Below are 21,995 nucleotides of genomic sequence, written 5' to 3'. Positions count from 1 at the left end.
CCACTCCAGCCGCGTCGCTCAACGTGGCGTGCGTCTGATCGTGTCTACTCCAAGGAGCTCAACATGAAAATAAAATCCATCCGCACCCGCGTCTTCGAATGGAAAGGCAAGGTCGTGCCGCCGCAGGCGCACTTCTGCACCAATGCCAGCGACATCCTCTTCGAGCGCGGCGATGCCATGGGCTCGTTCCGTTTCCACGGCTGGCTGGTGGTGGAGGTGGAGACCGACAGCGGCATCGTCGGGATCGGCAACTGCGCCCTGGCGCCGCGTGTGGCCAAGGAGATCATCGACACCTACCTGGCGCCCATCGCCATCGGCGAGGATCCGTTCGACAACGAATACATCTGGCAGAAGATGTACCGCCAGAGTCATGCCTGGGGCCGCAAGGGCATCGGCATGGCGGCGATTTCGGCGATCGACATCGCCATCTGGGACATCATGGGCAAGGCGGTCAACAAGCCGGTGTTCAAGCTGCTCGGTGGGCGCACCAAGGAAAAGATCTGGACCTACGCCTCCAAGCTCTATGCCAACGACAACCTCGACCTGTTCCTCGAAGAGGCCCAGGGCTACCTGAACCAGGGTTTCAACGCCCTGAAGATGCGCTTCGGCTACGGGCCGAAGGACGGCCCGGCGGGCATGCGCCGCAACATCGAGCAGGTGCGTGCGCTGCGTGATCTGGCCGGCCCGGACGTGGACATCATGCTCGAGTGCTACATGGGCTGGACCCTGGAGTACGCCCGCCGCATGCTGCCCAAGCTCGCCGAATTCGAACCGCGCTGGCTGGAGGAACCGGTGATCGCCGACGACCTGGAAGGCTATATCGAGCTGAAGAAGATGGGCATCATGCCGATCTCCGGCGGCGAGCACGAATTCACCTCCTACGGCTTCAAGGAGATGCTTGAGCGCCGCGCCGTGGACGTGATCCAGTACGACACCAACCGCGTGGGCGGCATCACCGCGGCGCGCAAGATCAACGCCATGGCCGAAGCCTGGTCGGTGCCGGTGATCCCCCATGCCGGGCAGATGCACAACTACCACCTGACCATGTCGACCACCGCTTCGCCAATGGCCGAGTTCTTCCCGGTGTTCGACGTCGAGGTCGGCAACGAACTGTTCTACTACGTGTTCAAAGGTGAGCCGGCACCGGTCAATGGCTACATCCAACTGGACGACCACAAGCCCGGCCTGGGCCTGGAAATCTCCGAGGAGTACCTGAGCGAGTTCAATATCATCGAGTAAGCCACGACTGCGTTCGCTGCATCTTCGAGCCCCGGTCATCCGGGGCTTTTCGTTAGCGACGGCGCAGCAGGCTCACCAGTCCCACCAGCAACAGAATCTTCCACCGCTACAGTGCCCACCCCATACAGGCCGGTGGTGCTCAGGAGTGGCTGCTCGACGCGCAGATAGCTCGGCTGCTTGAGCAGCAGGTTCAGCGCCGCATCGAGTTGGGCGGTGTGGATCTTGCGCAGTTCCGGTGCCGGGTCGGCGAAGCGGCCTTCTTCGTAGCTGCCCGGGGGGCAGCATCGGTAGCAGTGTGCTACAGACGATCTTTGCAGGCTAAGCTGACTGGAGAGCGAGAGGTATTACGCAGAGTCGCCCGGATCCTGTGCGGTATTACCTTCCCAGGCTGTCGATACTCAGATAGAGCGATAGCCAAGGGTGTTCGGTTTGAGTGGCCTTGGTTTTTTCGATGAGTGAATGGATAAGCCTGACGGGCATGGTTTCAGAGGCCAATTCTTCGAAAGCGATGTTTTTCCATGTGCCCGAACCATCTCCGCCAACCATGAACGCCAGTAAGGGTTTGCCCTGGCTATTCAAGTTCTGATACTCGGGTAGAGTTGGCAGCTTCACCGGATCATTGCGCACTGCCGCGGCTGCAATAGCCTCGAGCTGTGTGGCTGTGGGCCATTTTCTCCACGCCTTTTCTCCCTCGCTCATGGTGCCCTCCAGCTTTGCGTCCCGCAGAAAATTGATGACGTAAGATCCCGCCAAGTCGTCGGCTCTTCTTAAGCTTTCACCCAAGTCATAGGTTTCATTGCGATACAGCATGTCGCGATTGGTCATTTCCAGAAAAGCTACCTGGCGCTCTGCTGGGGTAAAAAGCCCCGAGTCGTTGAAGGAGATCTTCGAAAGCGTCACGCGATCCAGCGACGCGAAAGGGTTTTCTGCCGTCTGGGCACCGTAGAGTTTTTCCTCACCGTAATGATGCTCGAGAAGGTAGTTGGCTGCCTGCTTCGCTACCGTTTGCCGTTCGTGGTTGAGATCGTCGGGCAACTCCTGAAGAAAATCTGCGTTTTTGCTGTGCTCTTTGATCTGCTGGTGGTTAAGGTCCAGAAAGGCATCGAAATTTATGGCAGCGGTGGTACTTCCGGTGGACTCGCTCTTGAGTAGAAGAGATATCTTCGTGGCTGCGGGCGAGATAGTTACCGTAACGCCCGATGGGGTGCCGATGGGCTGTCTGCCGGGTGCTGCAGTAGTTTTGTCGATATCACCTTGAACGACTTTGATCGCAGCGCCCGCTGTGACCGAACGGCCGGCCAATAGACTGTCCACGTTGAAATTGGTCATATCCTTATTCCTTGGATTTGGCTGTCCTGCGCGCGAGCGTTAGCTGGCATCGCGGTGCGATGTTCTATCTCCTATCTCGGCCGTTTGGGGGAGGTCTTAAGGGCTATTGCCTCCGGTCGTCAGAACTCACAAGCATGCTGGAGGCTACTGTTCGATGTTCGGATAGCAGTTTGCTGATGGCTTACCTGCCTGCAGCCATTGAGTAGAACGAAGAATTTCGTCGCCGTTGCGGCTGGTAGGTGCCCTGCTTGAGTTGGCAGATCCTGGAGTGAGCATCATGCACAAGTGCTAAATGGGCTAGACCTTGGAATATGTCCGCCGCATGCTGCCCCAACTCTCCGAATACGAGCCGCGATGGCTTGGTGGGGACGACCACGAGCCCGGCCTGGGCCTGGAAATCTCCGAGGCGTACCTGAGCGAGTTCAATATCATCGAGTAAGCCACGACTGCGTTCGCTGCATCTTCGAGCCCCGGTTATCCGGGGCTGTTCGTTAGCGACGGCGCAGCAGGCTCACCAGTCCCACCAGCGCCAGCAACAGAATCACCACCGCCACCGCACCCACCACATACAGACCGGCAGTACTCAGCAGTGGCTGCTCGACGCGCAGATAGCTCGGCTGCTTGAGCAGCAGATTCAGCGCCGCATCGAGCTGGGCGGTGTGGATCTTGCGCAGTTCCGGAGCCGGGTCGGCGAAGCGGCCGTCTGCGTAACTGCCCAGGGAGCTCCAGTAGGTGTCGGCCAGGGCGCTGTTGCCTTGGGCGGTCCAGTTCTGGCGGGCGAGGGCGACGCTGCGCAGGCGTTCGACGGTGGCGTCGTCGAGGCCGTCCTTGGCCAGGCGCTGCAGCAGCTCGTGCAGGCGCTGCTGGGTCTGCGCCACATCCTTGCGGGCCACGTCGGCGTGGATGCTGAAGAAGCTGCTGCTGCCGTAGGCGCTGCGCAGCACGGTGGGGCTGTAGGCCAGGCCGTGTTCCAGGCGCAGATCCCGGTACACCGCCCACTGCAGGTAGTCGCGCAGCATCTGCCAGGTGCCCTGGTCGAGCTCGCCGACCCAGGGCTCGGTGAAGATCAGGTTGACCTGCGCGGTGTCGCCGACCAGGCCGCTGGTCAGCGTGCGCTCGGGCTCGGCGTGGCCGGTGTTTTCCGGCAGTTCGCGCAACTCGGGCATCGGGCCGGGCGGCAGTTCGCCAAAGCGCCGTTCGAGGTAGGCGGGCAGGCGGCGATCCAGGTCGCCGACCATGATCAGGGTCATGTTGTTGGCCACGTACCACTGTTCGTGCAAACGCTCCAGAGCAGCGGCGTCCAGCCGGTCGAGGGAATCCTGCTCGGCACAGGCCTGGCCCAGCTCGGCGGCAAGCTGTTCGGTGGCATCGTCGCGTTTGGTGGCGGCGCCCAGCAGGCGCTGCCAGGCAGCGGGGTGTTCGCCATTTTCGTGGACGATCACCCGCTTGGCCGCCTCGATGCGTTCGGCGGTGAATTCGGTGTTGAACAGCGCGGCGAGCAGCAGATCCAGGGCCGCACGCTGATTGGCGGCCGGCACCTCGAGGACGAAGGTGGTGTCGCTGTCGCGGGTAAAGGCATTCCAGTCGCCACCGAGGGCCTGCATGCGCTCTTCCAGCCCGGCTTCGCCGCTGTCGTCGATGCCGCTGAACAGCAGGTGTTCGAGCAGGTGCGGCAGCTCCTTGTGGTCGCAGTCGAACTGGTCGAAACCGACCCCGACCACCAGGCGGATCGACACGTGGCCGCGCTCGGTGGTGGGCTTGAGGATCAGCTGCAGGCCGTTGTCCAGCGGGTAGCCTTCGACCTTCAGGCGGTCGGCCGCCCACAGTTGGCTGCACAGCAACAGGCCCAGCAGCAGCGCCAGTGAGCGACCGGCAGACAGCACTATTCGCCACCTTCTTCGGCGAGCAGGGCACCGGTTTCGTGGTTGCCGAGTACGGCATAGGCACTTGCGCAGAACAGCGAGTTGAGGCGTTTCATGTCGTCGATCAGTTCCAGGTGCAGTGAGCTGGTTTCCAGACTCTTGACCACCTGCCTATGCAGACGTTCGACATGTAAATGGGTGAGCCGGCGTTCCTGGATGCGGAAGCGGCGTTTCTCGCGTAGCAGTTGGCGGGCGGCATCGGTGTCGGCGGAGAAGAACACCGACAGGCCCAGGCGCAGGTTGCCGAGCAGGCGTTCGTGCAGCGCAGTGAGCTCCTCCAGGCCGCTTTCCGAGAAGGCATGACGCTGGGCGGTCTTCTCGTCCTGGATCTTGCCGAGCATGCGCTCGATAAGGTCGCCGGCCCGTTCCAGGTTGGAGGAGAACTCGATGATCTCGGCCCAGCGGTGGCTGTCCGCTTCGCTCAGGTCCTCCTGCGGAACCTGGGCGAGATAAAGCTTCACGGCGGTATACAGGGCGTCGATGTCGTCGTCGATGCGCCGCAGGTCCTTGGCGAGGATCGGCTGGCTGCCGCGCAGGGCGTCCTGCAGATGGCCGAGCATGCTGTCGACCAGATCGCCGATGCGCAGGGTTTCGCGCACCGCATTGGACAGCGCCAGGCTCGGCGTGGACAGCGCCGTGGGGTCGAGGTGGCGGGCCTTGGCGACGGCGTTGATGTCCGGGCGATCGGGCAGCAGCCAGTTGCAGAAGCGCGCCATCAGCCCCAGGGTCGGCAGCATCAGCAGGCAGCGCAGGGTGTTGTAGAGCACGTGGAAGCCGATCACCAGCTCGGCGGGGTGCCATTTCAGGCTGTCCAGCCAGTGTGCCAGCGGGTCGAGCACCGGGATCACCAGCAGCAGGCCGATCAGCTTGTAGAGCAGGCTGCCCAGGGCCACGCGGCGGCCGGCCTGGCTCTGCATGCTGGCGTTGAGAAAGGCCAGCACGCCGCTGCCGATATTGGCGCCGATCACCAGGCCGATGGCCACCGGCAGGCCGATGACGCCAGAGCCGGTCAGGGTGGCGGTGAGCAGCACCGCGGCCAGGCTCGAGTAGGAAATCAGCGCGAACAGTGCGCCAACCACCGCATCGAGCAGCACGTCGCCGGTCAGCGAGGCGAACAGCACGTGGATGCCCTTGGCCTCGGTGATCGGTGTGGCAGCAGCAACGATCAACTGCAGGGCGAGAATCATCAGCCCCAGGCCGATGGCCACGCGACCGAGCTGGCCGGCGCGGGTCTGCTTGCGCGACAGGAAGAACACCACGCCGAGAAAGATCAGCAGCGGCGACAGCCAGCTGAGGTCGAAGGTCAGCACCCGCGCCATCAGCGCAGTGCCGACATCGGCGCCGAGCATGATCGCCAGCGCCGGGGTCAGCGCCATCAGGCCCTGGCCGACGAACGAGGTGACCAGCAGCGCCGTGGCGTTGCTGCTCTGCACCAGGGCGGTCACGGCGATACCGGCAACGAAGGCCATCGGCCGCTTGCCGACGTTGTGGCTGAGCACCCGGCGCAGTTGCGAGCCATACACCCGCAGGATGCCGGTACGCACGATATGGGTGCCCCAGATCAGCAGGGCAATGGCGGACAACAGATTGAGCAACGTCAACATCACGCATCTCCCTGATACGCAGATTCGATCGGGCTGGGATTACCGGTGACGGGCCCGCGAACGGGCCAGTCACATAGCCGGGCTTCGAATCAATCGGTGCCTAGTTGCAACTGTAGCTGCCAGCGCGCGGCTCCAGGAAACAAACGCCTGCCGGGTCGCACGGCAGGTGACCGGCGATGAGTGCACATCGTGGCTTGGGCTGGAGCGCCCATCCCAGCTGTGGGATGGGCGTCGTTGCCGCGCGTACCGGGCCGGGCAACCGCATCCTGCATCTGTAGGATAGCCATGGCGTCGGGCTGCGGGGATACTCGGTCTCAGGCCCTGCCCCCGTCTCCACTGACTGGCCGCTCACTGATGACTGAGAACCGTAGAACGGTTCAGACAAGAATAAAAAAGTCGCAGCAAGGTACTACGCCATGAGCATCAAACAACGCGCGCTCTGCGCCGATCGTTTTACCGCGTTCAATACCCTGGCTCTCGAGTTGCAGCAGCTGGCCCAGAACACCCCGTTGACGCTGTTTCGCCAGCAAGCCCTGACGCGATTGCAGGACGTGATCGCCTTCGACAAGGCGTGGTGGGGGCGTTCGGCACTGGTAGACGGTCTCCCCGAGGAGCACAGCAGCTCGGTGTTCATGTTGCCAGCCAGCTATGTCGACGACTGGCGCTCTATCCGTGAGCAGGACATCACCATACCCCTTGCTCAGGCCCGGCCCGGCCGTTCAGTGTTCATCGACAGTCAGGCCGAGCAGACGCCCGAGGGATTGCGCTGGCTGGGCGCCGAGCACGGCTTTGGCGAGTTTCTATGCGTTATCCATATCGATCAGCCTACCCAGCTGGTGGTCCATCTGACCCTGTACAGAAATCTCGGCGCAGCACCTTTTGCGGACGAGGATCAGTTGCTGCTCGATCACCTCATGCCCCACCTGGTGACCGCCGAGGGCGCCAATCATATTCGTGCCCTGGTGGCCCTGCGCGAAACTCTAAATGGCCCGGGCACCCTGGCGCTTGCCGTTTGTGACCAGCAGGGTGTGCTGCACTATGCCGAGCGTGGTTTCGTCGATCACATGCTGGTCGAATGGCCTCACTGGCAAGGCGCCTGCCTGCCTGCGGAGCTGACGCTTGGCGGCTACCAGGGCCACAAGCTGACCCTGGAGTCCACGCTGGTGGGTGACTTCCACCTGCTGGTGGTGCGCCCCTGCTCGGCGCTCAACGTCCTGAGCGCGCGGGAAACCGACGTCGCCGAGCGCTTTGGCGGCGGCCGGACCTACAAGGAGATCGCCCGCGAACTGGGGCTGGCGCCCAATACGGTGCGTCACCACATTCGCAGCATCTACGAGAAGTTGGGGGTAAGCGGCAAGGCGGGCATCGCCCAGCTGCTCAACCACCCGCCAAATTGACCCAGAAGTAGCAACCGACTGCTGCGCAAAACAGCGGTCACGGGAAAGTTTTGTCTGCCGTTTATTCCGAAGAAACACACAACAGGAAAACGCCATGTTCACTCGCTATGCATGCTTGGCCCCCTTCTCTCTGGCTGCGATGGCCTGGTCCGGTGCGCAGGCTGCCGACCTGAATGCGCGGGATTTCGTCTCGGCGCCGGTCGGCACCAGCGTTGGTGTCGCCTACCTGCCCCTGGTGCGCGCCAACGACTATCACGGTGTAGCGGACGGCACCGGCAAAGCGGATCTGGCGGTCAACGTCTTCGCCTACCGGCAGCTGTGGTTCAGTGATATCTGCGGGACCCTCTGTACGCCTCAGTTCGTGGTCTCCTACGTCGATACCGAGGCACGTTTGCCCGGCGCGGCCGAGCGCACCAGTGACCACGGGGTGGGCGACCCGCAGATCGGCGGCACGCTGTTTTTCATCAACGACCCCAAAGCCCGCACTTACAGCGGCCTGCTGACGATGCTCAGCGTGCCCATTGGTGAGTACGACAGCCGCAATGCGGCGGTATCTGCCGGCTCGAATCGCTGGAGCCTGAACCTTAATTACAACTACACCCAGGGGGTCGGCGAGAACTGGCTGCTGGAGGCCAATGTCGAAGCCTACCTGTACGGCAAGAACGACGATTACTTCGGCGCCGACCTCGAGCAGAAACCCCTCTATCGCCTGCAGGCATTCGCCTCCTACGACTTCACGCCCAGCACCTACGGGGCCTTTCGGCTGATCCACGCCGATGGCGGCGAGCTGCAGCTCAACGGCCGCACCCTCGACGACACTCACCAGCGCTACACCCAGCTCGGTTTCGAGGTCGGTCACTGGCTGGACCGCCGCAACCAGTTGATGCTGGGCCTGACCCGCAACGTGGCAGCTTCCAATGCCTATGCGCAGAACAGCCTGCTGCTGCGCTTCGCGCACGTATTCTGAGGAGGCTGCCATGTCCCTATCCAACCTGATTGGGCTTAGCGCTCGGCAGCTCTTGGCCGTCGTGCTGTTCGCGGCCATCGCCCCTTGCGTGCTGATGACCGCGCCGGTAGTCGCTGCGCAATATGCCGCGCAGCTCGGCCTCGGCCCCGCGCGGATCGGCCAGTTGTTTTCCGTCGAGCTGGCGGCGATGAGTCTGGCGACCCTGCCGTCCTACTACTGGCTGTCGCGCTGGAATTGGCGACGCGTTGCCTTTGCCGCGGCCGGGGCGTTCGTCCTGGTTAATCTGCTGTCGGCTTATAGCCTGGATTTCCACGCACTGTTATGGCTGCGGGCGTTGAGCGCCCTGGCCGGAGGCACGCTGATGGTCATCTGTATCGCCAGTGCCTCGGGCAGTGCCCAGCCGGAGCGGGTTTATGGGCTGTGGGTGAGCGGCCAGCTGGTGCTCGGGGCGCTGGGCTTGTGGGTGTTGCCAGCGCTGTTCGCCATGGCCGGGCTAAAGGCGCTTTACCTGAGTCTGGCCTTGCTGATGGCCCTGTGCATGCCCCTGGCCGGCTGCTTTCCAGCCGCAGTTGCCCAACCTCGCGCACAGTCATCGCTCTGTTCGGCAGGCAGCGTACTGCCCGGTGTTCTTGGAGTGCTGGCAGTACTGCTGTTCTACGCCGGCCTCAGTGCGGTCTGGACGTTCATCGGCAGCATTGCCGCGGCCGCCGACATCGACGCGCTCAGCAGTGGGCAGATTCTTTCCATCGCCACCGTGTTGGGCATTCTCGGCTCGCTCTGCGCAACGCTGGCCGGCTCGCGATGGTCGCGGCGCGTCCCTTTGCTGGGCGGGTACGCTGTGATGGCCGCTGCGGTGGTGCTGCTCATGGCGGATCCTGGCCTCTGGCGTTTCGCCCTGGCCGCGCTGCTGTTCAAGTACGCCTGGACCTTCGTGCTGCCGTTCATTCTCGCCACCCTTGCCAGTTTTGATCAACGGGGGCGGCTGATGAGTACCGTCAACCTGGTCATCGGCGGCGGCCTGGCGCTGGGCCCGATGCTGGCAGGGCCAATTTTGGAGCGCGCTGAGGGCATGAGCCTGGTGTTGTTGGGCAGCGCCTGTTGCCTGCTGCTGTCCTGCCTGTTGCTGATGCTTGGCCAGTTGCTGCACAAGCCACCTGTTTATTCATTCGCGTCCACTGGAGTGCAGCCATGAACGGTACGACCGGTTTTTTCTTCGACGAGCTGTGTTTCTGGCACAGCGCCGGCATGCACGCCTTGGTCTTGCCGGTTGGCGGCTGGGTGCAGCCACCGGCTGCCGCCGGATTTGCCGAATCGCCCGAATCCAAGCGTCGGCTCAAATGCCTGATGGACGTCTCGGGCCTGAGCCGCCAGCTGGCGCTGCGCAGTGCAGAACCTGCCAGCGAGGCCGATCTGCTGCGCGTTCATCCCCAGGCTTACCTGCAGCGCTTCAAGGCCCTGAGCGATGCCGGCGGCGGAGAGTTGGGAGCCAATGCGCCCATCGGCCCGGGCAGCTATGAAATCGCCAAGTTGTCGGCAGGGCTGGCGATAGCCGCCGTGGACAGCGTGATGCGGGGCGAGCTCAGCAACGCCTACTCGCTCTCGCGGCCGCCTGGCCATCACTGCCTCGCCGACCAGGCGATGGGCTTCTGTTTCCTGGCCAATATCCCCATTGCCATCGAGGCGGCCAAGGCAGCGCATGGGCTTGGGCGAGTGGCGATCATCGATTGGGATGTCCACCACGGCAACGGAACGCAATCGATCTACGAACAGCGTGACGATGTGCTGACCATCTCCCTGCATCAGGAAAACTGCTTTCCGCCTGGTTACAGCGGCATCGAGGAACGCGGGCGCGGCGCCGGCCAGGGGTTCAACATCAACATTCCGCTACCGCCCGGCAGCGGCCATGACGCTTATCTGCAGGCCATGGGTTCGATCGTGATACCGGCGCTCGATCGCTTCGCGCCGCAGCTGATCGTGGTGGCCTGCGGCTACGACGCCAATGGCGTCGATCCGCTTGCCCGCATGCTGCTGCACAGCGACTCGTTCCGGGCGATGACCGCGCTGGTCAAGCAAGCTGCCGAGCGCCACTGTGGCGGGCGCCTGGTGATGGTTCACGAGGGCGGCTATGCCGAGGCCTATGTGCCTTTCTGCGGGTTGGCGGTCATCGAGGAGATGGCCGGCATACGCACCGCCGTCGATGACCCTCTGCTGGCACTCCTGCAGCTGCAGCAGCCCGGCGCAGCGGTCAGCCAGTTCCTGCAGGGGCATGTAGCTCAGCTCGCCACGCAACTGGCATGAGCAGGCGGCGTGACTCGGCCGCTTGGCGGTAACGGCCCTTAAACCACAAGGCCCGTATCCATGGATACGGGCCTTGTGGTTGCTACGCCAGCATATGCTGGTGCCGCGTCAGGCGGGAGTGATCACTGCCCCGGCACGTCCTTGCGCAGTTTTACCGGCTCCGGGTCGGCCTTGCCTTCGGCGCGGCGGCGGGCGGTGCGCATGCGGATGTTCAGCGCTTCCACGCCCAGGGAGAAGGCCATGGCGAAGTAGACGTAGCCCTTCGGCACGTGGACTTCGAAGCTCTCGGCGATCAGCACGGTACCGACCACGATGAGGAACGACAGCGCGAGGATCTTCAGGCTCGGGTGCTTCTCGATGAAGTCGCTGATGGTACCGGCGCAGATCATCATGACGATGACCGCAACGACGATGGCCGCGACCATGACCGGCACGTGGGAGACCATGCCCACCGCGGTGATCACCGAGTCCAGCGAGAAGACGATGTCGATGATGGCGATCTGGATGATGGTGCCGAGGAACTGCTTGCCGGCGCCGCCGGGCTGCTCGGGGCTTTCTTCCTCGCCTTCCATGCCGTGGTAGATCTCGGTGCTGCTCTTCCAGAGCAGGAACAGGCCGCCGAAGAACAGGATCAGGTCACGGCCGGAGATGCCCTGGCCGAACACGTGGAACAGGTCGGTGGTCAGGCGCATGATCCAGGTGATGGAGAGCAGCAGCAGGATGCGCGTGACCATGGCCAGGGCCAGGCCGAAGAAGCGGGTACGCGCCTGCAGGTGCGGCGGCATGCGCGACACCAGAATGGCGATCATGATGATGTTGTCGATGCCCAGAACGATTTCCAGGGCGGTCAAAGTCAGGAAAGCAACCCAGATTTCCGGGTTGGTGAGCCATTCCATTAGAGGTTCCTTGTGGGTGATAGAAAACTGGCGCGAGCCAATCGGCATGGGTGCCGAAGTCTAGCGCCAGCGATGTGAAAATTCCGTCAAATCAGCTACCGAATAGCGGAAACACGCCAAGTATCAGGGCCGCCGCCAGGATCGTCATGCACACCAGCACTGCCCATTTCAGGGTGAAGCGCTGCAGGTCACCGAACTCGATTTTGGCCAGGCCGATCAGCAGGTAGGTGGACGGCACCAGTGGGCTGAGCAGGTGCACCGGCTGGCCGACGATCGAGGCGCGGGCCATTTCCACGGCGCTGATGCCATAGCCGGAAGCGGCCTGGTTGAGCACCGGCAGGATGCCGTAGTAGAAGGCGTCGTTGGACATGAAGAAGGTGAACGGCATGCTCACCAGCGCGGTGATCACCGCCAGGTGCGGGCCGAGGGCGTCCGGGATCACCGCCAGCAGGCTCTTGGACATCGCGTCGACCATGCCGGTGCCGGTCAGGATGCCGGTGAAGATCCCCGCCGCGAAGATCAGGCCGACCACCGCCAGCACGTTACCGGCATGGGCGGAAATACGATCCTTCTGCTGCTGCAGGCAGGGGTAGTTGATGATCATCGCGATACTGAAGGCGATCATGAACAGCACCGGCATCGGCAGCAGGCCGGCGATCAGCGTGGTCATCAGCACGATGGTCAGCAGCGCGTTGATCAGGATCAGCTTCGGGCGACGGGCCTCGGGGAACTGGGAAACGCTGATTTCGTCCCGGGTGATCTTGCCTTCCGGCAGTTGCAGCACACCCAGGCGCTTGCGCTCACGCAGGCCGTAGAGATAGGCCACGCCGAACAGCACGATGGCGCCGACGATCATGCCCGGAATCATCGGCACGAAGACGTCCGACGGGTCCACGTGCAGGGCGCTGGCAGCGCGAGCAGTCGGGCCGCCCCAGGGAGTCATGTTCATGATGCCACCGGCCATGATGATCAGGCCGGCCATGATGGTCGGGCTCATTTTCAGGCGACTGTACAGCGGCAGCATGGCGCCGACGCAGATCATGTAGGTGGTCGAGCCGTCGCCATCCAGGGACACGATCAGCGCCAGGGCCACGGTGCCGACGGCGACCTTCAGCGGGTCGCCCTTGACCATCCTGAGGATCAGCCGCACGGGCGGGTCGAACAGCCCCGAGTCGATCATGATGGCGAAGTAGAGGATGGCGAACATCAGCATCACGCCGGTGGGCGCGAGCTTGCTGATGCCTTCGAGCATCATCGGGCCGATCTGCGCGGCGAAGCCGCCGATCAGGGCGAAGATGATCGGGATGATGATCAGCGCGATGAGCGCCGACAGGCGTTTGCTCATGATCAGGTACATGAAGGTCGAGACCATGGCGAAGCCAAGGAATGTGAGCATGGTGGTTCTCCGGACGTTATTCGGCTAGATGCGGGTTAGGCGCGAGGGGGCTAGCGTTGCGGCGAGCGGAGAGGGAGCAGGCGTGAGGAACTGGGGCGGAGCATGGTTAATTACCTGTTTTGTTCTTGTTGACGGCAGCTGCGGGCCTCACTGGCGGCAGCTCATCGACCAATCTCTGTCGGTCAGTGAGCAGATGCTAGAGCACCAAGCTTTCAGCCAGCTTTCGTTGCAGGCAGGTAATCGAGGGCGGACAGGTTGTCTCGCGCGGGCGCCTTAGCCCACGCGAGCCGTGGGCTAGAGGAGTTTTTCGAGGAGCAGCAACACGCCCACCAGCGAAGCGGCGGCCAGCAGGTGCTGCAAGGTGATGATGCCGGCCATCAGGTTGGCATCGCCGCCCAGCTGCCGCGTGAGCACGTAGGCGGTCGGTGCGGTGGGCAGGGCGAAGAACAGCACCAGCACGGTGCTTTCCATGGTCGGCAACTGCAGCCCAACGGCCACCGCCAGGGCCAGCAGTGGCATCAGCAGCAGGCGCAGCAGGCTGTTCCAGGCCAGGGCCGGCACTTCGCCGCCCAACTGCTCGGGCTTCAGCGCGGCGCCCACGCACAGCAGGCCCAGCGGCAAGCTGGCGGCGGCGAGCAGGCTGAGCAGCCGGCCGCTGCCGCCGGGCAACCCCAGGCCGCTGAGGTTGACCAGCGCACCGGCCAGGCAGGCCAGGATCAACGGATTGCGGATGATCGGCAGCAACAGGCTGCGGGCGCTGACCCCGCGCTCGGCGGTCAGCGACCAGACCGACAGCACGTTGACGGTCGGCACCATCAGCGCCAGCATCAGGGCTGCCAGGGTCAGGCCCGGCTGGCCGAACAGGCTGCCCACCGCGGCCAGGCCCAGGTAGGTGTTGAAGCGCAGGATGCCCTGGCTGAAGGCGCCAAAACGCGCCGCCGGCCAACCGCGCACACGGCGCACGATCAGCAGGGCCAGCCAGGCGATGCCCAGGCCGAGCAGCACGGCCAGGGCCATGCGCGGCAGCTGCGGGTTGCTCAGCGGCGCGGTGGCCAGGCTGTTGAACAGCAGGGCCGGGAACAGGATGAAGTAGTTGAGGCGTTCGGCCCCTGGCCAGAAGGCCTCGTTGGGGAAGCCGCGGCGGCTGAGCACGTAGCCGCCGACGATCAGTGCGAAGAGTGGCCAGAGGGCCAAGAGCAGGTCGGTCACGGGAGCCCCCGGTGGTGGTGAGCGTGCATCTTCGCCAGTGCCGCACGTTCAGGCAAGCAGGGATACCACGGCGTTTCGAGGAGAGTGGGATGAGCGATCTACATCAGGGCGGCTGCCAGTGCGGCGCCTTGCGTTACCAGTTCCGGGCAGCGCTGCGCGATATCGCCCACTGCCACTGTTCGATCTGTCGGCGCAGCACCGGCGGCACCCTGGTGACCTGGATCACCGTGCCGCTGGCCGCCTTTGCCTGGCTGCGCGGCGAACCGGCGCGTTTCGCCTCCTCGCCCACCTGCGAGCGCTACTTTTGCCCGAACTGTGGCGCTCACCTGGCGCTGTTCACCACCCTGAGCCCGAGCAGCCTGGACGTGACCATCGCCACGCTCGATCACCCCGAGCACGCGGCCGCCGACCGGCATATCTGGACCCAGAGCCGTTTGCCCTGGCTGGAGGTCGACCCGTCGTTGCCCCAGGAGCAGCAAGAGCGGATCGACTAGCGACGCGTACCCGACTTGATGGACATCGACATCCCACCGCCTTGTTCTCACCGGTGCGCCGAACTTTATTAAAGAATGGATGTCGCGCGCCGATTACCCTTCTGTACCTCGTCTATTGCCTACCGTGCCGCATGCCACATGCGTCCTCCTGTTCAACGTGCCGCGCAGACGGCGTGACAACAGGCAATCTTTTCGCTTCGTTATCAAGCTGCCGAAGTACTTTTGAATAGGTGATACACCATGCTCAGAAACATCCCCTTGAGCCTCAAGCTCTTGCTGATCCTCGCCTGCCCGCTGTTGGGCTTTCTCTGGCTCGCCGCCCTGCAGGTCAACGGCAGCTATCAGACGCTCCAGGAGATGGAACGCACCCGGGAGGCCAGCGTCGTCGCGCAGAAGGTCAGCCAGCTGATCACCGTGCTGCAGCGCGAACGTGGTGCCAGTGGCGTTTTCCTCGGCAGCCAGGGCAAGAACATGCAGGACGTGCTGCAGCGCATGCGCGGCCAGACCGACGCTGCCCTGGCCGATGCGCGCACCCTGGCCGGTAGCGCCGATGCCGGGCTCGATGAAGCCCTGGCCACCCTGAGCGGCCTGGATGCCATGCGCGGGCAGATCGACAAGCTGGCGATCAACAACCGCGAATCCGGCGCGCGCTTCACCGCTATCATCGGCAAACTGATCGGTTACACCCACGCCGTCGAGCGTTCGCTCAGCGACCCGACACTGTCGCGGGCGCTGTCGTCGCTCAACCAGTTCATCGAGATGAAGGAGCGCGCCGGCCGCGAACGCGCGATGCTCGGCGTGGTGTTCAACCAGGATCGTTTCGACGCCGAGCTGCTCTCCACCTTCAGTCGCAACCTGGGTGAGTTCACCGCCTATTCGGAAGGTTTCCGCCGCAACGCCTCGGCCGACTTCGTGCGCAAGCTCGACGAGAAGATGCAGCAGCCCAGCGGCCTCGAAGTGGCGCGCCTGCAGAAACTGGCCTTCGAAACGCCGCTCGGCCAACCACTGGGCGTCAAGGCCACCGACTGGTTCCAGACCGCCACCAACCGCATCGACCTGATGGGTGAAGTGGAGAACGAACTGGGCAGCAGTGTCTACGAGCTGGCTACCGGGGCGCGTGCCAAAGCTTCGGCGATGTTGTGGATGACGTCGATCAGCGTGCTCATCGCCATGGCCATCGTGGCTGTGCTGTCCTACCTGATCATTAGTAACATCAAGCTGGCCGTGGGCGAGGCAAACCGTGCCCTGCTGTCGCTGTCGCAGCGTGATCTGACGGCTCGTTCAGGCTATGTCGGCAAAGATGAATTCGGCGAGATCAGTCGCAACCTCAACATCATGGCTGGGGAGCTGACGCAGATCGTCCAGGAAATCGGCTCGGCCACCGCTCAGGTCGCCACGGCTGCCGAAGAATGTTCGGCGGTAACCCTGCAGACCAGCAACAGCCTGGAGCGCCAGCGCCAGGGCACCGAGCTGGTGGTCACCGCCATCAACGAGATGAGCGCCACCGTTCGCGAGGTGGCGCAGAGCACCAACGACGCCGCGGAAATGTCGCGTCAAGTGAACATCAGCACCACCCAGGGCCGCCAGGAAATCGAACGCACCGTCGAAGTGATTCGTGAACTGTCGACCCAGGCCGACGACACTGCGCGGATCATCGGTGACCTCAAGCACGAGAGCGATTCGATTTCCTCGGTGCTCGACGTGATTCGCGGCATTGCCGACCAGACCAACCTGCTGGCGCTCAACGCGGCCATCGAAGCGGCGCGTGCCGGCGATCATGGCCGCGGTTTCGCGGTGGTGGCATCCGAGGTGCGCACCCTGGCGCAGAAAACCCAGGAGTCGACCGGCAGCATCCAGGAGATGATCGCTAACCTGCAGCGCGGCTCCGACCTGGCCACCCAGTCCATGCAGGAAACCCTCGGCAAGGCCCGCGCCGGCGCGAGCAATATCGGCCGCGCCGGTGACCTGCTGGCCGAAATTGCCTCGGGCGTGAGTAGCATCAGCGACCGCAACATGCAGATCGCTGCTGCCGCCGAAGAGCAGAGCGCGGTGGCCGAAGACATCAACCGCAACGTGGTGGAAATCAACGACGTGGCCATCCAGGTCAGCTCCGGTGCCGAGCAGACCGCCGTCACCAGCCAGGAGCTGGCACGTCTGGCCGATCATCAGCAGAAGTTGGTGAGTCGCTTCCGCCTGGCCTGATCGTTCTGACCAGTCGTCGCCCGCTGCAACGGCGGGCGGCGATCCGGCCGTTACAGGCCGCCAGTCGGTGCCACGAAAAATTAATGAAATCTTGCCCGGTCGGGCAGGTCAGAGCCTGACCCTTACTGCCGGATCCGCGCAATGCCACTGATAGTCATAGCCGAAGACGAACGCTCGATCAGAGAGCTGCTCGTGGAAATCTTCGAAGACGAAGGCCACGAGGTCAAAGCCTTTCCCTGTGCCGACGACGCCTGGGAATACCTGTCCAGCAGCGACGGCCAGGTGGACATGGTGCTCACCGATTTCAGCATGCCGGGCGACATCGACGGCATCTTTCTCGCCCACCTGATTCGTGATCGTTTCCCGGATCTGCCGATCATCATCTCCTCGGGTTTTCTGGAAGGCACCACCGATTTCGACGGCCTCAACGTGGCCGTGATCCCCAAGCCCTGGAGCGTCAGCCAGTTGCTCGCCATGTGCGCCTCGATGACCCCGGCAAAGGCGCCGCAACCTGGTAACCCCCAAGGCTGAATGGCCGGCAGCGGGCGCTCGCTGCATCTCGGACAGGTGACTGCGCAGAAACCGCGGCAGGTATGTAAAATCGCCGCCCCGTTTTACTGCTGGAGATGTCACCTTGGCCATTCACTTCTCGCCCTCCTCGAACACCATCGCCTGCGGGCGCAGCGGCGCGAGCCTGAGCACCACCGAAGATCAGGCGCAGGTTTCCTGCAAACTCTGCCTGCGTACGCTGGACAAGGCGGCTGCGCCGGTGGTGACCAACCGTACCCCGACCCTGGCCGAATTGCGCGCCGCAGCCCGTGCCGCCAAGGCGCCAGCGGGCAAGCCGGCACCGGCAGCAAGCGTCAGCGTGAAAGCCGCCTGGCAGCAGAAACTCGAGCAGCTGCCTGGGCGCAATCGTCTGCCGCGCGGGGTAGCGCGCCAGGCCTTCGTCTAAGCCGCTCACTTAAGCCACTCACTGGCCGCAAAAACACTGAACCGAAGCGATGGCCTGGCTACCAACTTGCATGCCCGATATCGTGCCGATTCTGGCGCGCGGCGGTGATGGCTGAGGTGGTGTCGATGAAGCAACTTGACCTGCAGGTGGTGCAGCAGGCCCGCAACTGGCTGCAGCAGGGCCACGCCGTGTGGCTGTGCACGGTGTTGTCCACCTTCGGCTCGGCGCCGCGGGCGCCGGGTGCGATGCTGGTGGCGCTGCCGTCCGGCGAGTCCTGCGGTTCGCTGTCCGGCGGCTGCGTCGAGGAAGATTTTCTCGAACGGGTGCAGCGCTCGGCATTCGCTCCCTGCAACCAGATCGTGCGCTACGGCGAGGGCGGCCTCACGCCCACCCGTGCGCTGCCCTGCGGCGGCGTGCTGGACGTGCTGGTCGAGTACCTGCAGCCGGGCGAGGCCACCCTGCGGATGCTCGGCCAGGTCGAACAGGCGCTTGGCGGCGGTGAACTGCTGGTGCGCGAAGTGCCGTTGGGCGAGGGCGCCAGCCGCTGCCGGCCGGGCAGCATGAGTGACGCGAAGGTCCAGCGCAGCGCCGAGCAGGTGTCTATCCGGGTCGGTGCCGTGCTGCGCGTGGTGCTCGCCGGCTGGTCGCCGGTGGCCGAATTCTGCGCCGGTTTTGCCGTGGCCCTGGGGTATGAGGTGATCGTCTGCGATCCGCGTGCCGAGGCCATCGCCGAGATGAGCGTGGCGGGCGTGCAGGCCATCGAGATACTGCCGGCACGCTTTCTCGCCGAGCAGGGCGCCCATGCTGCCACGGCGATCCTGGCGCTGACCCACGACCCGCGCCTGGACGACCCGACCCTGATCGAAGCGGTGCGTACCGAGGCCTTCTATATCGGTGCCATGGGCTCCCTGCGCACCAGCGGCAAACGCCTGGAGCGGCTGGCGCGTTTGGGTGGCTTGAAGCCCGAGGAGCTGGCGCGCATCCATGCGCCCATCGGCCTGCAACTGGGCAGCAAGTCGCCGGCGGAAATCGCCCTGGCGACCCTGGCCGACGTGCTACGGGTGGCCAACGGCATCGACCGCGGGGCGCTGTAACCCATGGCGACCAACAGCCCCGTGGTCATCGTGCTCGCCGCCGGGCGTGGCAGGCGTTTTCTTGCCTCCGGTGGCGCCGGCAGCAAGCTGCAGGCCGACCTGCATGGCAAACCGGTGCTCGACCATGTGCTGGCGGCGGTCGAGCACTCGGGGCTCGAGCATCATGTTGTTCACCGCGCTGACGGCGACGGCATGGCCGACTCGATCGCCGCCGGTGTACGGGCCACGGCAACGGCCGCGGGCTGGCTGATCCTGCCCGGTGACCTGCCGCTGATCAATGCGCCAAGCCTGAACAGCGTGGCGCAAGCATTGGCGCAGCAGCCAGTGGTGGTGCCAACCTTCGAGGGCCGCAGGGGCCACCCGGTCGGGTTCGCCCGTGAGTGCTTCGCGGCGCTGGCCGCCCTGAGCGGCGAAGCCGGCGGTGCAGCGGTGGTTGAGGGTTACCGCCGTGAAGGCCGCGCCCTGCTGTTAGCGCTGGATGATCCGGGCATCCTCAGCGACGTCGATACGCTCGCCGATCTGCAGCGCATCCACGCCCTGCTGGCCGCCGCCAAGTAGCGCGATCAGCGGGCCGGGGCGAGAAACGGCAGCCCTCGATTATCACTATCGACGCAAATGATGCGGTGCTTCGGGCCTTTACCGATACCCTGTACCTCGATGAACACAACGCCATTGCTTGCGAAACAAGCCGGTGGTCTCTCCGGTTCATCATCCTTTGGTTACCGCCTCTAATTGGGGCGGTTTTTTTTGCCTGGGGAAAATGTGAAGTGCACCCGTGGATGGCCGCGGTGTCACAGAGGGCGGCGGCCGATCCATCCTGAAGAGCGAGATAACGGTGTTTCATCTGATCACGGGCGTCCTGGCCCTGTATGTGTTCTGGCGAATGGTGTGGCTGCAGCCCTGGCCGCGGGCGATCAAGGCGCTGCTCGGCATGTTGATCCTGGCGGTTGCCGAGCACCATCTGTTGACCCGCTATTACTTCGGCAGCATGGCCTCGCCGGAAATTCCCGGCACCCTGCTGATGGTGCTGGGCTGTGCATTCGGCGCGTTGATCATCAGCGCCATGGTGCTGCTGGTGCTGGATATCGCCGCGCTGCTGCCTCGCTTGCGAACAGTCCTTGGCGCCCCGCGGTTGCGTGCGGGTGTCGGTGTTGGCGCGATCCTGCTGTCGGCCCTGGGCGTCTGGCAGGCGGTGCGGGTGCCCGATGTGCGCGAGGTGGAAATCACCCTGGCGCAGCTGCCCGTTGAACTGGACGGCCTGCAACTGGTGCAGCTCACCGACCTGCACGCCAGCCGCCTGCTGCAGCGCCCGTGGCTGGAGGCGGTGGTGGCCAGGACCAACGCCCTGCAGCCGGATCTGCTGGTGATCACCGGTGACCTGGTCGATGGCACGGTGGCTGCGCGAACAGCCGATGTGGAGCCCTTGCGCGAGCTGCGCGCGCGGCTGGGTGTGTATGCGATTGCCGGCAACCATGAGTACTACGCCGAGTATCAGCACTGGCTGGAGCACTTCGCGCAGCTGGGCCTGCCGATGCTGCTCAACAGCCATGTGACCATCAGAGAGCGTGGTGCCAGCCTGGTGCTGGCCGGCATCACCGATCCCGCTGCTGCGCGCTTCGGCCAGCCGCTGCCGGATATCGAGGCTGCCCTGGCCGGCGTACCGAAAGACGCTGCGGTGATCCTGCTCAGCCACCGCCCCCTGGCCGCCGCGGGCAACGCATTGGCCGGTGTTGACCTGCAGCTGTCCGGGCATACCCATGGCGGCCAGGTGCTGGGCATGCACTGGGTCACCCAGGCCTTCAACGAGGGTTATGTGTCCGGCGAATACGCGGTGGGCGACATGCGCCTGTACGTAAGCAACGGCACCGGTTTATGGAACGGCTTTCCACTACGCCTGGGCAAGCCTTCGGAGATCACCCGCATCACCCTGCGCTCGGCCAAGGGCTAGGATCAGTTCGAGGCGGCGGTACTCGCGCGCACCACCAGCTGGAACGGCAGCACCTGGTGCCGCTCGCCGATGGCCTGGCCATCCAGCTGCGCCAGCAACAGGGCCACCGCGTGCTGGCCGAAGGCTTCGGCCGGCTGGGCGATGGTGGTCAGCGGTGGGTTGCAGAAGGCGGCGAAGGAAATGTCGTCGAAGCCGGCCACCGCGATGTCCTCGGGAATCCGCAATCCGGCCTGGCGGATGCACTGGATGGCGCCCATGGCCATCTCGTCGTTCTCGCAGAAGATCGCCGTCGGCCGCGCTTCGCTTTGCAGCAGACGCGCCGCCGCGGCATGGCCTGACGAGCAGTCGTAGTTGCCGTATTGCAGCAGGGCAGGGTCGACCGCCATGCCTGCCGCCTCGAGGGCGTGCCGGTAGCCGGCGAAGCGCTCGCGGGTCAGCGGGCTGTCCGCCGGGCCCTTGATCAGCCCGATGCGCCGATGCCCCAGGGCCAGCAGGTGCTCGGTCATGGCCCGTGCCGCCCCCCGGTTGTCGAGGCTGACCGTCGGCCAGGGCGCGTCGTCGACGATTTCGCAGATGTTCACCAGTGGCGGGTGATCCTGGCGCGCGAACGGGTCGAAGGCGCGCAGCTGGATGACGCCATCGGCCTGGCGGGCATCCACCAGCCCGGCGAACTGCCGCTCGGTTTCGGGGTTGCCCAGGGTGTTGCACAACAGCACCCGGTAGCCGACCGCGCTGGCCGCCTCCTGGATACCGCGAATCACCCGGGCGAAGAAGGTATTGGCGATATCGGGCACCAGCACCACCAGGTTATGGGTGCGCTGGGAGCGAAACTGGATGGCCATCAGGTTGGGCGTGTAGCCCGCCTTGTCGACCGCTTCCAGCACCTTCTCGCGGGTGTCCGGCGACACCTGCTGCGGGTTCTTCAACGTGCGCGAAACCGTGGCGACGGATACGCCGGCCAGTGCGGCCACCTTGCGGATATTGGTCATGCGCCCTCTGTTTGCTGGCCGGCTCTGCGCCCTGTCTGGCGGCTAGCTTATCCCAT

General features: G+C 64.3%; 19 protein-coding genes and 1 pseudogene. 13 read left to right on the top strand and 7 right to left on the bottom strand.

What is annotated here, in order from left to right:
• Positions 1-63: 63 nt before the first annotated feature.
• A complete protein-coding gene (locus tag QYS36_RS02810; protein ID WP_308838055.1) occupies positions 64-1,239 on the top strand; it encodes an L-rhamnonate dehydratase in 1,176 nt (391 codons plus the stop codon).
• Between the two features lie 375 nt (positions 1,240-1,614).
• Here the strand turns inward: QYS36_RS02810 and QYS36_RS02805 are convergent, their stop codons facing one another.
• The gene (locus QYS36_RS02805; RefSeq protein ID WP_308838054.1) at positions 1,615-2,568 is read right to left on the bottom strand and encodes a hypothetical protein; all 954 of its coding nucleotides are present in this window, start codon (positions 2,566-2,568) and stop codon (positions 1,615-1,617) included.
• Between the two features lie 235 nt (positions 2,569-2,803).
• Between QYS36_RS02805 and QYS36_RS02800 the strand changes: the two are divergent.
• Positions 2,804-2,929, top strand: a pseudogene (locus QYS36_RS02800) (L-rhamnonate dehydratase); the annotation flags it as partial.
• A 130-nt stretch (positions 2,930-3,059) separates the two neighbouring features.
• Here the strand turns inward: QYS36_RS02800 and QYS36_RS02795 are convergent.
• Positions 3,060-4,451, bottom strand: coding sequence for an insulinase family protein (locus tag QYS36_RS02795; RefSeq protein WP_308838053.1), 1,392 nt, complete (start codon positions 4,449-4,451; stop codon positions 3,060-3,062).
• Complete coding sequence (locus QYS36_RS02790; protein ID WP_308838052.1) at positions 4,451-6,094, bottom strand: Na/Pi cotransporter family protein; 1,644 nt, start codon at positions 6,092-6,094, stop codon at positions 4,451-4,453. The genes QYS36_RS02795 and QYS36_RS02790 overlap by 1 nt, the downstream gene beginning before the upstream one ends.
• A gap of 416 nt (positions 6,095-6,510) precedes the next feature.
• Between QYS36_RS02790 and QYS36_RS02785 the strand changes: the two genes are divergently transcribed.
• From QYS36_RS02785 to QYS36_RS02770, 4 genes are all read left to right on the top strand, one after another.
• Positions 6,511-7,491 carry a helix-turn-helix transcriptional regulator gene (locus QYS36_RS02785; protein WP_308838051.1) on the top strand — a complete coding sequence of 327 codons (981 nt, stop codon included), beginning with the start codon at positions 6,511-6,513 and terminating at the stop codon, positions 7,489-7,491.
• Positions 7,492-7,585: 94 nt separating this feature from the next.
• Complete coding sequence (locus tag QYS36_RS02780) at positions 7,586-8,458, top strand: transporter (protein ID WP_308838050.1); 873 nt, start codon at positions 7,586-7,588, stop codon at positions 8,456-8,458.
• A gap of 10 nt (positions 8,459-8,468) precedes the next feature.
• The gene (locus QYS36_RS02775) at positions 8,469-9,650 is read left to right on the top strand and encodes an MFS transporter (RefSeq protein ID WP_308838049.1); all 1,182 of its coding nucleotides are present in this window, start codon (positions 8,469-8,471) and stop codon (positions 9,648-9,650) included.
• The gene (locus tag QYS36_RS02770; RefSeq protein WP_308838048.1) at positions 9,647-10,756 is read left to right on the top strand and encodes a class II histone deacetylase; all 1,110 of its coding nucleotides are present in this window, start codon (positions 9,647-9,649) and stop codon (positions 10,754-10,756) included. The genes QYS36_RS02775 and QYS36_RS02770 overlap by 4 nt, the downstream gene beginning before the upstream one ends.
• A 122-nt stretch (positions 10,757-10,878) precedes the next feature.
• On the opposite strand, the gene QYS36_RS02765 is transcribed toward QYS36_RS02770, so the two are convergent.
• The 3 genes from QYS36_RS02765 to QYS36_RS02755 form a co-directional block, all read right to left on the bottom strand.
• Positions 10,879-11,652: a TerC family protein gene (locus tag QYS36_RS02765; RefSeq protein ID WP_308838047.1), complete on the bottom strand. Its 774-nt coding sequence runs from the start codon at positions 11,650-11,652 to the stop codon at positions 10,879-10,881.
• A gap of 91 nt (positions 11,653-11,743) precedes the next feature.
• Positions 11,744-13,048 (bottom strand): CitMHS family transporter, encoded by a 1,305-nt coding sequence (locus QYS36_RS02760; protein WP_308838046.1) that lies wholly within the window; start codon positions 13,046-13,048, stop codon positions 11,744-11,746.
• Between the two features lie 294 nt (positions 13,049-13,342).
• On the bottom strand, positions 13,343-14,257 hold the full coding sequence (locus QYS36_RS02755) for an AEC family transporter (RefSeq protein WP_308838045.1): 915 nt from the start codon (positions 14,255-14,257) through the stop codon (positions 13,343-13,345).
• 89 nt (positions 14,258-14,346) lie between these two features.
• On the opposite strand from QYS36_RS02755, the gene QYS36_RS02750 reads away from it, so the two are divergent.
• The 7 genes from QYS36_RS02750 to QYS36_RS02720 all read left to right on the top strand — a co-directional run bounded on the left by QYS36_RS02750 (position 14,347) and on the right by QYS36_RS02720 (position 20,950).
• On the top strand, positions 14,347-14,751 hold the full coding sequence (locus QYS36_RS02750) for a GFA family protein (protein WP_308838044.1): 405 nt from the start codon (positions 14,347-14,349) through the stop codon (positions 14,749-14,751).
• Between the two features lie 240 nt (positions 14,752-14,991).
• On the top strand, positions 14,992-16,953 hold the full coding sequence (locus QYS36_RS02745) for a methyl-accepting chemotaxis protein (protein ID WP_308838043.1): 1,962 nt from the start codon (positions 14,992-14,994) through the stop codon (positions 16,951-16,953).
• A gap of 141 nt (positions 16,954-17,094) precedes the next feature.
• A complete protein-coding gene (locus QYS36_RS02740) occupies positions 17,095-17,484 on the top strand; it encodes a response regulator (protein ID WP_308838042.1) in 390 nt (129 codons plus the stop codon).
• Positions 17,485-17,587: 103 nt separating this feature from the next.
• On the top strand, positions 17,588-17,908 hold the full coding sequence (locus tag QYS36_RS02735; protein ID WP_308838041.1) for a hypothetical protein: 321 nt from the start codon (positions 17,588-17,590) through the stop codon (positions 17,906-17,908).
• A gap of 125 nt (positions 17,909-18,033) precedes the next feature.
• Complete coding sequence (locus QYS36_RS02730; RefSeq protein ID WP_308838040.1) at positions 18,034-19,002, top strand: XdhC family protein; 969 nt, start codon at positions 18,034-18,036, stop codon at positions 19,000-19,002.
• Positions 19,003-19,005: 3 nt separating this feature from the next.
• Complete coding sequence (locus tag QYS36_RS02725) at positions 19,006-19,560, top strand: nucleotidyltransferase family protein (protein WP_308838039.1); 555 nt, start codon at positions 19,006-19,008, stop codon at positions 19,558-19,560.
• Positions 19,561-19,837: 277 nt separating this feature from the next.
• Positions 19,838-20,950, top strand: coding sequence for a metallophosphoesterase (locus QYS36_RS02720; RefSeq protein ID WP_308838038.1), 1,113 nt, complete (start codon positions 19,838-19,840; stop codon positions 20,948-20,950).
• A gap of 2 nt (positions 20,951-20,952) precedes the next feature.
• Here the strand turns inward: QYS36_RS02720 and QYS36_RS02715 are convergent, their stop codons facing one another.
• On the bottom strand, positions 20,953-21,939 hold the full coding sequence (locus QYS36_RS02715) for a LacI family DNA-binding transcriptional regulator (RefSeq protein ID WP_308838037.1): 987 nt from the start codon (positions 21,937-21,939) through the stop codon (positions 20,953-20,955).
• Between the last annotated feature and the right edge of the window lie 56 nt (positions 21,940-21,995).

Source organism: Pseudomonas sp. G34, from assembly GCF_031119625.1.
In the GTDB taxonomy this organism is placed as follows: Bacteria; Pseudomonadota; Gammaproteobacteria; order Pseudomonadales; family Pseudomonadaceae; genus Aquipseudomonas.
The sequence above is the reverse complement of the archived record's forward strand: the minus strand, read 5'-3'. Positions and strand labels throughout refer to the sequence as shown.

Coding starts and splice junctions, on each gene's coding strand:
- QYS36_RS02810 (WP_308838055.1), top strand. CDS start 64: ATGAAAATAAAATCCATCCGCACCCGCGTCTTCGAATGGAAAGGCAAG.
- QYS36_RS02805 (WP_308838054.1), bottom strand. CDS start 2,568: ATGACCAATTTCAACGTGGACAGTCTATTGGCCGGCCGTTCGGTCACA.
- QYS36_RS02790 (WP_308838052.1), bottom strand. CDS start 6,094: ATGTTGACGTTGCTCAATCTGTTGTCCGCCATTGCCCTGCTGATCTGG.
- QYS36_RS02785 (WP_308838051.1), top strand. CDS start 6,511: ATGAGCATCAAACAACGCGCGCTCTGCGCCGATCGTTTTACCGCGTTC.
- QYS36_RS02780 (WP_308838050.1), top strand. CDS start 7,586: ATGTTCACTCGCTATGCATGCTTGGCCCCCTTCTCTCTGGCTGCGATG.
- QYS36_RS02775 (WP_308838049.1), top strand. CDS start 8,469: ATGTCCCTATCCAACCTGATTGGGCTTAGCGCTCGGCAGCTCTTGGCC.
- QYS36_RS02770 (WP_308838048.1), top strand. CDS start 9,647: ATGAACGGTACGACCGGTTTTTTCTTCGACGAGCTGTGTTTCTGGCAC.
- QYS36_RS02765 (WP_308838047.1), bottom strand. CDS start 11,652: ATGGAATGGCTCACCAACCCGGAAATCTGGGTTGCTTTCCTGACTTTG.
- QYS36_RS02760 (WP_308838046.1), bottom strand. CDS start 13,048: ATGCTCACATTCCTTGGCTTCGCCATGGTCTCGACCTTCATGTACCTG.
- QYS36_RS02750 (WP_308838044.1), top strand. CDS start 14,347: ATGAGCGATCTACATCAGGGCGGCTGCCAGTGCGGCGCCTTGCGTTAC.
- QYS36_RS02745 (WP_308838043.1), top strand. CDS start 14,992: ATGCTCAGAAACATCCCCTTGAGCCTCAAGCTCTTGCTGATCCTCGCC.
- QYS36_RS02740 (WP_308838042.1), top strand. CDS start 17,095: ATGCCACTGATAGTCATAGCCGAAGACGAACGCTCGATCAGAGAGCTG.
- QYS36_RS02730 (WP_308838040.1), top strand. CDS start 18,034: ATGAAGCAACTTGACCTGCAGGTGGTGCAGCAGGCCCGCAACTGGCTG.
- QYS36_RS02725 (WP_308838039.1), top strand. CDS start 19,006: ATGGCGACCAACAGCCCCGTGGTCATCGTGCTCGCCGCCGGGCGTGGC.
- QYS36_RS02715 (WP_308838037.1), bottom strand. CDS start 21,939: ATGACCAATATCCGCAAGGTGGCCGCACTGGCCGGCGTATCCGTCGCC.